Source organism: Nocardioides anomalus, from assembly GCF_011046535.1.
In the GTDB taxonomy this organism is placed as follows: Bacteria; Actinomycetota; Actinomycetes; order Propionibacteriales; family Nocardioidaceae; genus Nocardioides; species Nocardioides anomalus.
In genome coordinates, this window is the sequence record NZ_CP049257.1 from 589593 (window position 1) to 603466 (window position 13874).

The following is a 13874-nucleotide window of genomic DNA, read 5'->3' on the forward strand; positions in this document are numbered from 1 at the left end:
CTCACGACACCCAGTCCTTGAGCTGCGACACCGTCGCCGCCGGGTTGTCGCTGACCGGCGACACGGCCAGGTGGGTGACGCCGGCCTCCTGGAAGGCCGCGATCCGCTCCCGGACGTAGGACGCCGGGCCGACCAGGTTGCTGGCCTCCAGCCACTCGAAGGGGACCTTCGCCGCGGCCTCGTCCTTCTTGCCGTCGAGGTAGAGGTCCTGGATCTCCTTGGCCTCGGCCTCGTAGCCGTACTGCTGGGCGAGCTCGTTGTAGAAGTTCTTGCCGCGCGCGCCCATGCCCCCGACGTACAGCGCGTACATCGGCCGCAGGAAGTCCAGCAGCGCCTTGGTTTCCTCGCCCTCGCCGATCGCCACCATGCCGCCGGCGTTGATCTGCAGGGTGCCGAGGCTCGCGTCGCGCTTGGCCGCGCCGCGGTCCAGCGAGTCGCCCCACACCTCGCGCGCCTTGTCCGGCACGAACATGATCGGCAGCCACCCGTCGGCCAGCTCCGCGGTCATCTCGACGTTCTTGTCGCCCAGCGACGCCACCCAGATCGGGATGCTGTCGCGCTCCGGGCGGGTGAGGATCTTGAGCGGCTTGCCCAACCCCAGCCCCTGCCCCTCGGACAGCGGGATGTCGAAGATCCCGTGGCTCTCGAGCGGCTCGCGCTGGAGCCCGCTGCGCACCAGCCGGATGATCTCGCGGGTGCGGCCCAGCGGCTTCTCGTAGGGCATCCCGTGGAAGCCCTCGATGACCTGCGGCCCGCTCGCGCCCAGACCCAGCACCGCGCGCCCCGCGCTCACGTTGTCCAGGCCCGCCGCCGTCTGCAGGATCGCGCCCGGCGTCCGGCTGAACACGTTGAGGATCCCCGCCGCGATCTGGAGCCTCTCGGTCTTGGCCGCCAGGTAGCCCATGAGCGTCGGCGAGTCGAACCCGTAGGCCTCCGCCACCCACACCATGTCCAGGCCCGCCTTCTCCAGCTCCACCACCTGGTCAGCGGTCTCGCGCGGGTTCCCGTCGTACTGCAGAGGCGTCGTGAGCTGCACGGCCCCATCGTGACAGTTCCACTGTCACGGTGCAACGGAGGGGGAGGTCCCGCCGCCGACCGCCGCCGTCCGCGCCGCCCGCCGCGGATCACGCGCCGCCGCCCGCCCCCAACCGCCGCCGATCGCGCGCCGCCGCCGCCCGCCGCCGCCCGCCGCCGATCGCGCTCCGCCGCCGCCCGCCGCCCGCCGCCGCCCGCCGCCGCCCGCCGCCGCCCGCCGCCGCCGACCGTGCGCCGCCGCCCGCCACCTGTCGCCGCCCGCACCCAGCCGCCGCTGACCGCCGCCGCCCGCCGCCGCCCGCACCCAACCGCCGCCGATCACGCGCCGCCGCCTGCACCCAACCGCCGCCGCCCGCCGCGCCCGCCGCCGATCGCCGCCGCCCGCCGCCGCCCGCCGCCGCCCGGCAGCTGCGGCCGCCCGCCGTCGCTTGGCTCAAGGGGACCGCCGGCGCCGAGACCGCTGCGGCCGCCGCGCGCGACGCGGCCGGGGTGCCCGCCTCATCCGTGCCCTCGCGTCACACCCGTCCCGAGTTCTCCACAATCCGGAAGTTCCCTCTTCCCCTGCCGACAAGTTCCGGTTTACGGTCCGGAACTGTTCAGGCTCCTTCTCGGGAATCTCGGGGGCTCCCATGACGATGACGCACGCCGCGGCACCAGCCCGCGACGAGCTGCTCGAACGGCTCGACGCCACGGTCCGCGAGGCCGTGCGCCGCGAGGGCGTCGACCCGCAGGCCGAGGCTGCCGTGGTGCGCCGCATCGCCGAGGGAGTGGTCCGCGACCACGACGAGCGCAGCCTGACCGGCGTGGTCTCGCCGGTGGCCGACGCCCAGGCGGTGGTGGGCGAGCTGGTGGCGCGGGTGAGCGGGTTCGGGCCGCTGCAGCCCTACCTCGACGACCCGGCGGTCGAGGAGGTCTGGATCAACGACCCGAGCCGGGTGTTCGTGGCGCGCGGGGGCCGCCACGAGCTGACCAACCTGGTCCTCACCCGCGGCCAGGTGCAGGAGCTGGTCGAGCGGATGCTCAAGAGCTCGGGTCGCCGCATCGACCTGAGCCAGCCGTTCGTGGACGCGATGCTGCCCGAGGGCCACCGGCTGCACGTCGTCCTCGAGGGCATCAGCCGCGGCTTCAGTGCCGTGAACATCCGCAAGTTCACCGTCCGCGCCCACCGGCTCCACGACCTGGTCGAGCTGGGGAGCCTCAGCCCGCGCGCGGCGACGTTCCTCGACGCCAGCGTCCGCGCGGGACTCAACATCCTGATCGCGGGAGGGACCCAGGCGGGCAAGACGACGATGCTCAACTGCCTGGCCGCTGCGGTGCCGGGCGGCGAGCGCATCGTGAGCGCGGAGGAGGTCTACGAGCTCCGCTTCAACCATCCGGACTGGGTCGCGCTGCAGACCCGGCAGCAGGGGCTCGAAGGCACAGGTGAGGTGCGGCTGCGCGACCTGGTCAAGGAGTCGCTGCGCATGCGGCCGTCCCGGGTCATCGTGGGCGAGGTGCGGGCGGAGGAGTGCCTCGACCTGCTGCTGGCGCTCAACGCCGGGCTGCCGGGGATGTGCACGATCCACGCCAACTCGGCGCGCGAGGCGTTGGTCAAGGCGTGCACGCTGCCGCTGCTGGCCGGCGAGAACATCTCGGCGCGCTTCGTGGTGCCGACGGTCGCCTCGAGCGTGGACCTGGTCGTGCACCTCGGGATCGACGAGCACGGCGTACGCCGGGTCAACGAGATCGTCGGCGTACCCGGCCGCGTGGAGAACGACGTCATCGAGACCGAGCCGGTGTTCGTGCGGCACGGGACCGAGCTGCGGCGCACGGGCGGGCTGCCGCCCAAGCTCGAGCAGTACGAATGCCGCGGCATCGACGTGCACGGGATCCTCAGCGGTCCGCTGGAGCGCTGATGGGCGCGCTGGTCGGGCTCGGGGTCGGCGTGGGCCTGCTGCTGGTGTGGTCGGCGTTCTTCGTGCCGGTGCGACCGCGGCCGGCCGCGAGCGCCGAGGGGGGCCGGGCGGCCCGCCTCCTCCAGCGGGCCGGGCTGGGTGAGGTGTCGCCGACCGGGTTCCTCGTGCTGTGTGTGGTGTGCGGAGTGGTCGCGGGGTTCGTGGTCCAGGTCATCAGCCGTACGCCGCCCGTGGCGGTCGCCTTCGGGGTGATCGGTGGCTACCTGCCGGTGGCGGTGGTGGCCGGACGGGCGCGGCGGCGCCAGCGCGAGTTCGCCGAGGTGTGGCCGGAGGCGGTGGACAACCTGGCCAGCGCGGTGCGGGCCGGGCTGAGCCTGCCGGAGGCGCTGGCCGCGCTCGGGGTGCGCGGACCGGAGCCGCTGCGGCCGAGCTTCGACGCGTTCGGGCTGGACTACCAGGTGACGGGTCGCTTCGGGGAGAGCCTGGACCGGCTGAAGGAGCGGCTGGCCGACCCGGTCGGCGACCGGGTGGTCGAGGGCCTGCGGGTCGCGCGCGAGGTCGGCGGCGGCGACTTGGGCCGGCTGCTGCGCAACCTGTCCGGCTACCTCCGCGAGGACGCCCGCACGCGCGGCGAGCTCGAGTCGCGGCAGGCCTGGACGGTCAACGGCGCCCGGCTGGCCGTCGCGGCGCCGTGGCTCGTGCTGCTCTTCATGTCCTTCCAGACCGAGGTCATCCGCCGCTACGCCAGCCCGGGCGGCGCGCTGGTCCTGGCCGTCGGCGCCGGCCTCTGTCTGGTCGCCTACCGGCTCATGGTGCACATCGGCCGGCTCCCCGTCGAGCGCCGGATCCTGCGGTGACCCCCGCGACCTGGGGCGCCGCGCTCGGGGCCACGCTGGCGGCCGGTCTGCTGCTCGTCGCCACCGGGCTGGTCGCGGCCCGCCGGCCGCGGCTGGCGACCCGCGTGGCGCCGTACGTCCGCGACGTGCCGCGCCTGACCAGCCGGCCGGTGCCGACGACCAGCGCGGCCAGGGGCGTCTTCGGACCCCTGCTGGGCACCGCGGCCGACGCGGTCGAGCGGGTCCTCGGCGGCGCGACGTCCGTACGCCGCCGCCTGCAGCGCGCCGGCCTCACCGCGAGCGTCGCCGAGTTCCGCGTGCAGCAGGTCGTCTGGGGGCTGGTCGGCTTCGCGGTCGCCGCGGCGTACTCCCTCCTCAAGGCGCTCACCCACCCCGGCGGCGTGGTCGCGCCGGTCCTGCTCTGCCTCACCGCCTTCGCCGCCGGCGTCCTGCTGCGCGACCAGCACCTCACCTCCCAGGTCAAGCAGCGCGAGCGCCGGATCCTGGAGGAGTTCCCCACCGTGGCCGAGCTCCTCGCGCTCTCGGTGGCCGCGGGCGAGAGCCCGGTGTCCGCCCTGGACCGGGTCGTACGCCGCTCCGGCGGCGAGCTCAGCCGCGACCTCGCCACCGTCCTGGCCGAGGTCCGCACCGGCGAGCCCGTCGGCGCCGCCTTCGACCGGATGGCCGCCAGCACCGGCCTGCCGCTCGTCTCCCGCTTCGCCCAGGGCGTCGCGGTCGCCGTCGAGCGCGGCACCCCGCTGGCCGACGTCCTGCACGCCCAGGCCGCCGACGTCCGCGAGGCCGGGCGCCGCGAGCTCATCGAGACCGCCGCGCGCCGCGAGGTCGCGATGATGGTCCCGGTGGTGTTCCTGGTGTTGCCCGTCACGGTCCTGTTCGCCTTCTGGCCCGGCGTCGTCGGGCTCTCGCTCACGACCCCGTGAGCACCTCTCGGGAAAGGAACCACCGATGAACCACCTCAGGAGCAGGGTCTACCGCGCGCTCACCGCGCCGCGGGTGCGCGACGAGCGGGGTGACGTGCCGGGCTGGGTGCTCGTGACCGTCATGACCGCGGGCCTGGTGATGGCGATCTGGGGCGTGGCGCAGGGGCAGCTGACGTCGATGCTGAGCAGCGCGCTCGGCTCGGTGAAGTGAGCGGGCGCCGTCGCTCCGAGCGGGGTGCGGCGGTCGTCGACTTCGTCCTCGTGCTGGCGGTCCTGGTGCCGGTGGTGCTCGGGATCGCGCAGGTCGCGCTGGTCATGCACGTGCGCAACACGCTGGCCGCGGCGGCCTCGGAGGGGGCGCGGCTGGCGGCCACCCGCGACCGCGGGCCGGCGGACGGCGTCGCGCTGACCCGCAGCCAGATCGACGGAGCGGTGTCCGGGCGGTTCGCCCAGGAGGTCAGCGCGCAGCAGCAGGGCGACACCGTCGAGGTCACCGTGCACGCATCGGTGCCGGCGCTCGGCCTCGGTGGCCCCGCGGTCGAGCTCACGGTGCACGGCCACGCGACCGAGGAGCCGCCGTGAGCCGCTCAGAGCACGGCGGCCAGCCGGTCCAGGTTGAGCACCCAGCCGCCGCGGTGCCCGTCGTCGCCGGCGTCGGGCGCGGTCTCGGCGTGCTCGAGGAGCAGGTGGGTGCCGTCGCCGTCCGGGGTGAGCGTGACGCTGACCGTGGTCTCGGGGTCGTCGTCGTGCGCCCACGCCCACGTGAAGACCAGGCGTTCGGTCGGGTCGACCTCGACGTAGGTCCCGCTCACGACGTACGAACCCATCGCGCAACGCCACGCCCCGCCGGGCCGGACGTCGAGCTCGCAGGCCACGTCGAGCGCGGGGTTGGGGCAGAACCACTGCGCCATGAGCGCCGGTTCGGTGAAGCGCGCCCAGACCTTCTCGGGGGCGGCGGCGTAGTGGCGCTCGAGCGTGAAGTCGTGCATCAGTGCTCCTCGGAGGTGAGTACGCCGTCGAGCCGGTCCAGCGCGGCGGTCCAGAACGTCCTGCGGTCGGTGAGCCAGCCGGCGAGCTCGTCGAGCGGCTCGGGGCGCAGCCGGCAGGTGACGACGCGGCCCTGCTTGCGGCGCTCGACCCAGCCGGCGTCGACCAGGACGCCGACGTGCTTGCTGACCGCGGTCAGCGACATGGCGTACGGCGCGGCCAGCTCCGACAGCGACGCCGGCCCCCGGGCGAGCCGCTCGACCAGTCCGGCGCGCGTGGGGTCGCCCAGGGCGGCACACAGGGTCGCGACGGTCACGGAGATACTCAACCATCCGGTTCAGTGTTGGCGCAAGAGGGGTGAGCGGGGTAGTGCCCTCGTCGAGCTGACCTGGCTCGGGGTCCTGCTGCTCATCCCGATGCTGTGGATCGTGGTCACGCTCTTCCAGGCCCAGCAGGGCGCGTTCGCGGTGAGCAGCGCCGCCCGCGCCGCGGGCCGTGCCTACGTGCTCGCGCCCAGCGACGCCGAGGGCCAGCAGCGCGCCGAGGCCGCCGCGCGCGCGGCCCTGGCCGACCAGGGCGTCGACGCACCGGTGCGGGTCAGCGTCAGCTGCACGCCGTACCCCCACCAGTGCCACCAGGGCACCAGCGTCGTCACCGTCCGCGTCGCCACGCGCGTCGACCTGCCACTGCTGCCCGACGCACTCGGCGGTCGCGCGCCCAGCCTCGCGCTGGACGCCGAGCACTCCGTGCCGGTGGGGCAGTACCAGGAGGTGGACCGTGCGCCGCAGGGGTGAGGACGGGCAGGCGACGGTCCTCATCGTCGGCTTCGCGGTCGCGTTGGCCATGCTCATCGCGGCCGTCGTGGACGCCTCGGCTGCCTACCTCCAGCGCCAGGGCCTCGACACCCTGGCCGACGGGGCCGCGCTGCGCGGTGCGGACCTCGGCGCGACCGGCGAGGACGTCTACCACGGCGGCGTCCCGGCCGACAGCCTCGCGCTCACCCCGGCGCAGGCCCGGGCCGCGGTCGGTGCCTACCTGCAGCAGGCCGGCGCCTACGCGAGCTACCCCGGGCTGACGTACGCCGTGCGCATCGTCGGCGACCGCGTCGAGGTCAGCCTGCACGCGCCCCTCGACCTGCCGCTCAGCGTTCCCGGCTCGCCCGAGCGTGCCACCGTCGGCGCCGAGGGCAGCGCGATCGTCGGCGTCGACGGCTGAGGCCACCTACCCTCGACGCCATGCGCCGCCTCGCCGCCCTGACCCTCACCGCCGCCGTCCTCGTGGGCGGCGCGACCGCCCCCGCCGAGGCCGGCCGCGCCGAGTCGACGTACCAGCGCCAGGCGGTCAAGGCCACCAACGCCGCCCGCACGGCCCAGGGCCTGAAGCCGCTCCGCACGACCGACTGCCTGCAGCGCGCCGCGGTCCGCCAGGCACGGCTGATGGCCCAGCGCGAGGAGATGTTCCACCAGGACATCGGTGCCGTCCTGGCCGACTGCGGCCTGAGCACGGTGGGCGAGAACGTCGCCTACGGCTACCCCTCCGGCCGCTCGGTCGTGCGCGACGGCTGGATGGAGTCCGAGGGTCACCGCGCCAACATCCTCAACGGCGCCTTCCGGCTCATCGGCCTCGCGGCGCGCAAGGGCCACGACGGCCGCTGGTACGTCGCGCAGGTCTTCGGCGCGAAGGGCTGAGACGCGCCGCCGCGAACCAACCGCGTCGCCGGTGCATCGGACGAGGTGCAACTCCCCTCGAACGGAAGGCACCACCATGCACCGCAGGAACCTCGTCGCGAGCACCGTGCTCGCCCTGTCCGCTGCCCTCACCCTGACCGCCACGTCCGCCGACGCCGCCGACGCGGCGCCGGCGAGCCAGGCCCGGGCCGGTTCGTACACCGTCACCGCCGACGTCAACAAGACCGAGCCCGAGTCGGGCCAGAAGGTCACCATCACCGGGACGGTCAAGCCGGCCGCACCGGGGGCGCAGGTCCGCGTCCAGGTCCGCTACGCCGGCCAGAAGACCTGGAAGACCCTGGGCCAGGCCCGCCTGAGCAGGTCCGGGAGCTACCGGTTCAAGGACCAGGTCACGTCGGTGCGCGAGCGCCGCTACCGCGTGGTCAAGCCGGCCGACGCCCGCCGGGCGCAGGGGACGGCGCGGACCGCGAAGGTCACCGTGTTCGGCTGGCGTGACCTCACCTCGATCGGGGCGGTCCCGGGCGGCACGCTGTACGAGGGCGGGGGAGCGACCATCGCCGGCTCGCACTACCCGAGCTCGCTGCGCGGCGGCAACCAGACCGCGAGCAGCGCCATCGAGTTCAACCTCAACCGCGACTGCAAGACGCTCGACGCGACCGTCGGCATCGACGACGCGTCGGCGTCGGGCAGCAGCGCGACGCTCACCCTCGCCGCGGACGGGACGCAGCGGTTCCAGGGCACCTTCGGGCTGGCCCAGGCCCAGCACGTGGTGAGCGACGTGACCGGGGTCTTCCGGATCTCGCTGAGCGCGACCCAGACCGGCGGTGCGTACGCCGCGGTGGGGTCGCCGAAGGTGCTGTGCAGCTTCTGACCGGGGCCGCCCGGACCTGACGAAGCGGGGTCCTGCCGCGGGGACCAGTAACCTTGATCCTTGTGGCAGGACCCGACTTCGACACCGAGATCAAGCAGCTCCGGGCGACCATGAGCACCATCGAGCAGGTCCTCGACCTCGACGCCATGCGCCGCGAGATCGCCGACCTCGGTGAGCAGGTCGCGGCGCCGGACCTCTGGGACGACCAGGACAACGCCACGCGCGTCACCGGCCGGCTCTCCGCCCTGCAAGGCGAGGTCGACCGGGTCACCGCGCTCGCCGGCCGCATCGACGACCTCGAGATCATGGTCCAGCTCGGTCAGGAGGAGGGCGACGCCTCCACCCTGGCCGAGGCCGAGACCGAGCTGGCCCGCATCCACAAGACGGTCGAGGCGCTCGAGGTCCGCACCCTGCTGTCGGGGGAGTACGACGTCCGCGAGGCGCTCGTGACCATCCGCTCGGGCGCCGGTGGCGTGGACGCCGCCGACTTCGCCGAGATGCTCATGCGGATGTACACCCGCTGGGCCGAGCAGCACGGCTACCCGGTCGACGTCTACGACACCTCCTACGCCGAGGAGGCGGGGCTGAAGTCGGCCACGTTCGCCATCCACGCGCCGTACGCCTACGGCACGCTCAGCGTCGAGGCCGGCACCCACCGGCTCGTGCGGATCAGCCCGTTCGACAACCAGGGCCGCCGGCAGACGTCGTTCGCCGCGGTCGAGGTGGTCCCGGTGCTGGAGCAGACCGACGAGATCGACATCCCCGACGAGGACATCCGCGTCGACGTCTACCGCTCCTCGGGTCCCGGCGGTCAGTCGGTCAACACCACCGACTCCGCGGTCCGGCTCACCCACATCCCGACCGGGGTGGTGGTGAGCTGTCAGAACGAGAAGAGCCAGCTGCAGAACAAGGCCAGCGCGATGGTCATCCTCAAGGCCAAGCTGCTGGCGCTGAAGAAGGCCGAGGAGGCCGCCCAGCTCAAGGAGCTCAAGGGCGACGTCCAGGCCAGCTGGGGCGACCAGATGCGCAACTACGTGCTGAACCCCTACCAGATCGTCAAGGACCTGCGGACCGGCTTCGAGGTCGGCAACCCGACGGCGGTCTTCGACGGCGAGCTGGACGGCTTCCTCGAGGCCGGGATCCGCTGGCGGCGCGGCCAGGACCGCGCCGCCGAGAACTAGAGCCCTACTTCAGCCTGACCTTGCGGCTGACATTGGGCGCGCTGGTGCCGAGGGCGTTGACCGCGTAGACGTAGAAGCGGACCTTGGCGGCGCGCTTGTACTTGAAGGTCAGGTGCTTCTTCTTGACCTTGAGCGTCACGGTCTTGAGCAGCTTGTCCTTCTTCCAGACCTGCACGACCCAGCCGGTGACCGGCGACTTGCCGTCGGTCGCGGGCTTCTTCCAGTGCACCGAGGCGGTCTTCTTCTTGCTCTTCTTGCTGCCCGACTTGGCCTTGGCCTTCTTCGGCGCGCTCGGCACGTTGTAGGAGCAGTCGGTCCCGGGCGCCGCCGCGGCGGAGAGGGCGTACTGGCCGATGCTGCCGTAGTCGCTGTAGCCGGTCAGGCCGGTCCCGTTCCCGACCCCGTCGACGCGGGCGTAGACCAGGCTGAGACCGACGGTCGCCGACGTCGCGGCGTTGAGCCCGTTGGCCCGGTCGCGGTTGACCAGCGTCGAGGCCGGGTTGTTCGAGGCCAGCACGGTGCCGGCGGAGTTGATGAGGTCCAGCTGGATGTCCAGGTCCGGGCTGACCGCCGCCGGGCTGGCGGCGGCGCTCACGGTCCCGATGCAGCCGCCGAGGAAGTACACGTCCTGGTCACCGGCGTTGCTGATGGTGTGCGGCCCGGCGGAGAAGGCGGCCGCCGTCTGCGGGGTGCCGCCGGCGTCGTCGGGCGTGTAGCCGGCCCGCGCCGCGATGAGCGAGATGTCGTCCTGACCGGGCTGCGTCGCGCCGGCGTACTCGCCCCGGCTCCACTGCGTCAGCGGCCGCTTGTAGCCGTTGCCCATGATCGGCGCCCAGAGGCCCTGGCCGTCGAAGTACGACGCGGTCGGGGTGCCGTCGTGCTGGAGGCTGAAGGTGTGGCCGACCTCGTGGGAGACGGCCTCGGCGATGTTCTTGGCGTCCTGGTCGCCGTTGTCGTTCAGCACCTTCTGCGGGAAGACCCAGGCGGGCTGGTAGTAGGCGTTGAGCTCGGCGAAGACGTCGATGTAGGCGACGCCGCCGCACTCGCTCGGGCAGAGCTTGGTCGCGGCCTCGGTGTCCGGGGTGACCAGCGCGCGCACGCCGTACGACGTGTCGGCGGTGCTGCTGCGGGCCAGCGCGTCCGGGCCCGGGTCCTGGGTGGTCACGTCGACGTCGAACGGCGCGTAGTCCTCCGAGACCCGCTGCCAGATGCTCTGGATGGCCTCGCGCTCGGCGGTGCTGAACGTCGTGGCGTCGGCGTCGATGGTGAACGCGGGCGCGGTGTGGGCGGAGAGCCCGAAATCGGCGTTCCACGCGGTGCCGGAGACCGGCTGGCCGTCGAAGTCGATGAAGATCTTCTTGGTCGACGTCGGCTTGCTGTGCAGCGCGAAGGTGTTCTCGAGCGGGTACGGCGCGGGCGCGGTCACCGGCCCCGAGGCCGGACCCGGCGTGGGTGCCGGGTCGGCGTAGTAGAGGCGCCCGGAGCCGTCGAGCCAGGCGGTCGGGTCGCTCTCGAGCGTGCGGCGCAGCTGGCCGGCGCTCCACCCGTTGCGGGCGGCGGTCGCGGCGAGGTCCGCGCCGAGCGCGTCCACGGCGGCCGCGCCGTGCAGGTGGCCGCGCTGGGCGGTGGGAGCCGGCGCGGAGCCGGGTCTGTCGTCGGCCGCCGAGGCGGCGGCGAGGGGCAGGGCGCTGAGCGCCAGGGCGGCCGCGGTGGCCGGGATGACGAGGGTCCTGGGGAGGGTCACCGGCAGGAGTCAACCAGGAGATTTCTCAGGACGCAGCAGCTTGTCCCGACAAGGCGTCGAGGACGCCCACGCACCACCGGCCCGCGCGGTCGACCGGGTCCCAGTCCGCGCCGGCCGGTCGGGTGACCTCGCAGACCACCCACGCGTCGCCGAACAGCCCCCGGTACGACGCGCGCACGGTGCCGTCCGCCGCGGTGCAGCTGAGCGCGAGCGTCGGGGAGCCGAAGGCCGGCCCGGTGCCCGGCGTGCAGCCGCCCGCCTTGCCGGCGCTCCGCGCCAGCCGGGCCGCGCGGGTCGTGTCGACGGGCGGCGCGAAGACCCACGCGCGCGCCTGGCCCCCGCTCGGGTCGGCGTAGGAGCAGCCGAACTCGTGCACCACGTCCGGCGAGCCGTTGCCCAGGTCGACCTGGTCGCCGTTGGCCCAGCTCTGCGCCTGCGGCACCGAGCCCAGCACCGCCTCGACCACGCGCTCGTCGAGGCGCTCGCAGAACGGGCCGCGCGTCACCACGGTGCCGCTCGTGTCGCGGTCGGCCAGCGGGGTCGCCGTGAACGGGGCCTGCGGCGCCGCGTCGTCGCGCGGGGCCTCGTCGTCGCCGCCCAGCACGAGCACGCCGCCGACGACCAGCAGCGCCGTCACCACGCCCGCGACCAGCAGGAACCGCAGCGGCACGCGCACGCGCACACGATAGAGCGGTGGTTGGATGAGCCGGATGGGCGCACCTCGGGAGATCCACGCCGCGGCGGCCGAGCGGCTCGAGGGCGCGCTCGGCCTCGACGCGCTGGTCGGCCCGGGCGGGCTGAGCCCGGACCGGCGGCGGACCTTCGCGCTGCGCCTGGACCGGTACTGGCCGGACCTGGAGGAGGCGGTCCGGGGGCTCTTCGGCGCCGCCGCCGACGCCCTCCTGGGCCGGCTGGTGCGCACCGCCGCGTCGGCGTACGCCGCCCGACCGGCCGACCTGCACGTGCTCGACGAGCAGCGACTGCTGACCCCGGACTGGCTCCAGCAGCCGCGGATGTTCGGCTACGCCTGCTACGCCGACCGGTTCGCCGGCGACCTGGCCGGGGTGGCCGAGCACCTGGACCACCTCGAGGCCCTCGGCGTCACCTACCTGCACCTGATGCCGCTGCTCCAACCCCGCGAGGGCGACAACGACGGTGGGTACGCCGTGCAGGACTACCGCACCGTGCGCTCCGACCTCGGCACCACCGAGGACCTGCGCGCGCTCGCGACGACCCTGCGCGGGCGCGGGATCAGCCTGGTCGTGGACCTGGTGCTCAACCACGTGGCCCGCGAGCACGCGTGGGCGGCGCGGGCGCGGGCCGGTGAGGCGACCTACCGCCACTACTTCCACGTCTTCCCCGACCGGACCCTGCCCGACGCCTACGAGCGGACCCTGCCGGAGGTCTTCCCCGACTTCGCGCCCGGCAGCTTCACCTGGGACGACGAGCTGGCCGGGTGGGTGTGGACGACGTTCAACGCGTTCCAGTGGGACCTCGACTGGAGCAACCCGGCGGTGCTGGCCGAGTTCGCCGACCTCATCCTGTGGCTGGCCAACCTCGGCGTCGAGGTGTTCCGGCTCGACGCGATCGCGTTCCTGTGGAAGCGGCTCGGCACCGACAGCCAGAACCAGCCCGAGGTGCACGCGCTCACCCAGGCGCTGCACGCGGTGACCCGGATCGCGGCCCCGGCGGTGGCCTTCAAGGCCGAGGCGATCGTGGGGCCGCGCGACCTGGTGCAGTACCTCGGCACGGGCGCGCACGCCGGCCGGGTCAGCGACCTGGCCTACCACAACAGCCTCATGGTGCAGACCTGGTCGATGCTCGCCACCGGCAACACCGTGCTGGCGCGCAAGGCCCTGGGCGCGCTGCCGGTCACGCCGTCGACGGGCACGTGGGTCACCTACGTGCGCTGCCACGACGACATCGGGTGGGCCATCGACGACTCCGACGCCTTCGCGGCCGGGGTCACCGGCCCGGGGCACCGGCACTTCCTCTCCGACTGGTACGCCGGCGAGTTCCCCGGCTCGTGGGCCGACGGGCTCGTCTTCCAGGCCAACCCCGAGACCGGCGACCGCAGGATCAGCGGGACGGCGGCCTCGCTGGTCGGGCTGCGCGACGGCCTGACGCAGCAGGAGGAGGACGCCGCGCTGGCCCGGCTCCTCCTGGCCCACGCGATCGCCGCCGGGTGGGGCGGCGTACCGGTGGTGTGGAGCGGCGACGAGCTGGCCCAGGTCGACGACCCCGACTGGGCGGGGGGAGCCGGGACACGAGGACGACAACCGCTGGGCGCACCGTCCGCGGCTGGACTGGGCCCGCGCCGCCGCGCGTGCCGACGAGCGCACCGTGCCCGGCCGGGTCTTCTCCGGGCTCGCCCACCTGGCCCGGGTCCGCGCCTCGTTGCCCCAGCTGCACGCCTCGGCCCAGGTGAGCGTCCTGCCCGACACCGACGACGGCGTGCTGGCCGTGGTCCGCCGGCACGCGAGCGGTCCGTTCGTCGGGCTCTACAACGTCTCCGCCCAGCGCCGGCCCTTCGAGCTGCACCGGCTGCGCGCGGCCGGCCTGACCACGCCGTACGACGCGCTCGGCGGCCACGTGCTCGAGGTCGGCGGCGACGGCGTGCTGTGGCTTCCCGCACACGGCGCGTGGTGGGTGGTGGACGCGCCCGGGTGAGGTGCCGGGAGCCCTCAGACTCACCC

General features: G+C 74.0%; 16 protein-coding genes and 1 pseudogene. 12 read left to right on the plus strand and 5 right to left on the minus strand.

Annotation, left to right across the window (positions count from 1 at the left end; all coding sequences use genetic code 11):
- Position 1: 1 nt before the first annotated feature.
- A complete protein-coding gene (locus tag G5V58_RS03060) occupies positions 2-1036 on the minus strand; it encodes an LLM class F420-dependent oxidoreductase (protein ID WP_165228663.1) in 1035 nt (344 codons plus the stop codon).
- 628 nt (positions 1037-1664) lie between these two features.
- Between G5V58_RS03060 and G5V58_RS03065 the strand changes: the two genes are divergently transcribed.
- The 5 genes from G5V58_RS03065 to G5V58_RS03085 are packed head-to-tail and all read left to right on the plus strand — an operon-like array spanning position 1665 to position 5289.
- A complete protein-coding gene (locus G5V58_RS03065; protein WP_165228665.1) occupies positions 1665-2930 on the plus strand; it encodes a CpaF family protein in 1266 nt (421 codons plus the stop codon).
- Positions 2930-3787, plus strand: coding sequence for a type II secretion system F family protein (locus tag G5V58_RS03070; protein WP_165228667.1), 858 nt, complete (start codon positions 2930-2932; stop codon positions 3785-3787). The genes G5V58_RS03065 and G5V58_RS03070 overlap by 1 nt, the downstream gene beginning before the upstream one ends.
- Positions 3784-4707: a type II secretion system F family protein gene (locus tag G5V58_RS03075; protein WP_165228669.1), complete on the plus strand. Its 924-nt coding sequence runs from the start codon at positions 3784-3786 to the stop codon at positions 4705-4707. Before G5V58_RS03070 ends, G5V58_RS03075 begins: the two co-directional genes overlap by 4 nt.
- Positions 4708-4732: 25 nt before the next feature.
- Entirely contained in the window at positions 4733-4918 is a 186-nt protein-coding gene (locus tag G5V58_RS03080) for a hypothetical protein (RefSeq protein WP_165228671.1), read from the plus strand.
- Positions 4915-5289 (plus strand): TadE/TadG family type IV pilus assembly protein, encoded by a 375-nt coding sequence (locus G5V58_RS03085; RefSeq protein WP_165228673.1) that lies wholly within the window; start codon positions 4915-4917, stop codon positions 5287-5289. The genes G5V58_RS03080 and G5V58_RS03085 overlap by 4 nt, the downstream gene beginning before the upstream one ends.
- A gap of 5 nt (positions 5290-5294) precedes the next feature.
- On the opposite strand, the gene G5V58_RS03090 is transcribed toward G5V58_RS03085, so the two are convergent.
- On the minus strand, positions 5295-5696 hold the full coding sequence (locus G5V58_RS03090) for an SRPBCC family protein (protein ID WP_165228675.1): 402 nt from the start codon (positions 5694-5696) through the stop codon (positions 5295-5297).
- Positions 5696-6010, minus strand: a complete 315-nt coding sequence (locus tag G5V58_RS03095) for an ArsR/SmtB family transcription factor (protein ID WP_165228677.1) — start codon at positions 6008-6010, stop codon at positions 5696-5698. The genes G5V58_RS03090 and G5V58_RS03095 overlap by 1 nt, the downstream gene beginning before the upstream one ends.
- A gap of 112 nt (positions 6011-6122) precedes the next feature.
- Between G5V58_RS03095 and G5V58_RS03100 the strand changes: the two genes are divergently transcribed.
- From G5V58_RS03100 to prfB, 5 genes are all read left to right on the plus strand, one after another.
- Positions 6123-6488, plus strand: coding sequence for a hypothetical protein (locus tag G5V58_RS03100; RefSeq protein ID WP_230487029.1), 366 nt, complete (start codon positions 6123-6125; stop codon positions 6486-6488).
- On the plus strand, positions 6472-6909 hold the full coding sequence (locus G5V58_RS03105; protein WP_230487030.1) for a pilus assembly protein TadG-related protein: 438 nt from the start codon (positions 6472-6474) through the stop codon (positions 6907-6909). The genes G5V58_RS03100 and G5V58_RS03105 overlap by 17 nt, the downstream gene beginning before the upstream one ends.
- Before the next feature lie 20 nt (positions 6910-6929).
- Complete coding sequence (locus G5V58_RS03110) at positions 6930-7382, plus strand: CAP domain-containing protein (protein ID WP_165228679.1); 453 nt, start codon at positions 6930-6932, stop codon at positions 7380-7382.
- Positions 7383-7458: 76 nt separating this feature from the next.
- Positions 7459-8253, plus strand: coding sequence for an NPCBM/NEW2 domain-containing protein (locus G5V58_RS03115; protein WP_165228681.1), 795 nt, complete (start codon positions 7459-7461; stop codon positions 8251-8253).
- A 62-nt stretch (positions 8254-8315) separates the two neighbouring features.
- Entirely contained in the window at positions 8316-9434 is a 1119-nt protein-coding gene (gene prfB / locus G5V58_RS03120; RefSeq protein WP_165228683.1) for a peptide chain release factor 2, read from the plus strand.
- 4 nt (positions 9435-9438) lie between these two features.
- On the opposite strand, the gene G5V58_RS03125 is transcribed toward prfB, so the two are convergent.
- Together G5V58_RS03125 and G5V58_RS03130 are read right to left on the minus strand one after the other, a co-directional pair.
- The gene (locus tag G5V58_RS03125) at positions 9439-11178 is read right to left on the minus strand and encodes a fibronectin type III domain-containing protein (protein ID WP_165228685.1); all 1740 of its coding nucleotides are present in this window, start codon (positions 11176-11178) and stop codon (positions 9439-9441) included.
- Positions 11179-11203: 25 nt separating this feature from the next.
- Positions 11204-11854, minus strand: coding sequence for a hypothetical protein (locus G5V58_RS03130; RefSeq protein WP_165228687.1), 651 nt, complete (start codon positions 11852-11854; stop codon positions 11204-11206).
- 337 nt (positions 11855-12191) lie between these two features.
- Here G5V58_RS03130 and G5V58_RS25760 point away from each other — a divergent pair.
- Both G5V58_RS25760 and G5V58_RS25765 read left to right on the plus strand, forming a co-directional pair.
- Positions 12192-12812, plus strand: a pseudogene (locus G5V58_RS25760) (alpha-amylase family glycosyl hydrolase); the annotation flags it as partial.
- 709 nt (positions 12813-13521) lie between these two features.
- The gene (locus G5V58_RS25765) at positions 13522-13848 is read left to right on the plus strand and encodes a hypothetical protein (RefSeq protein ID WP_230487031.1); all 327 of its coding nucleotides are present in this window, start codon (positions 13522-13524) and stop codon (positions 13846-13848) included.
- Positions 13849-13874 lie beyond the last annotated feature (26 nt).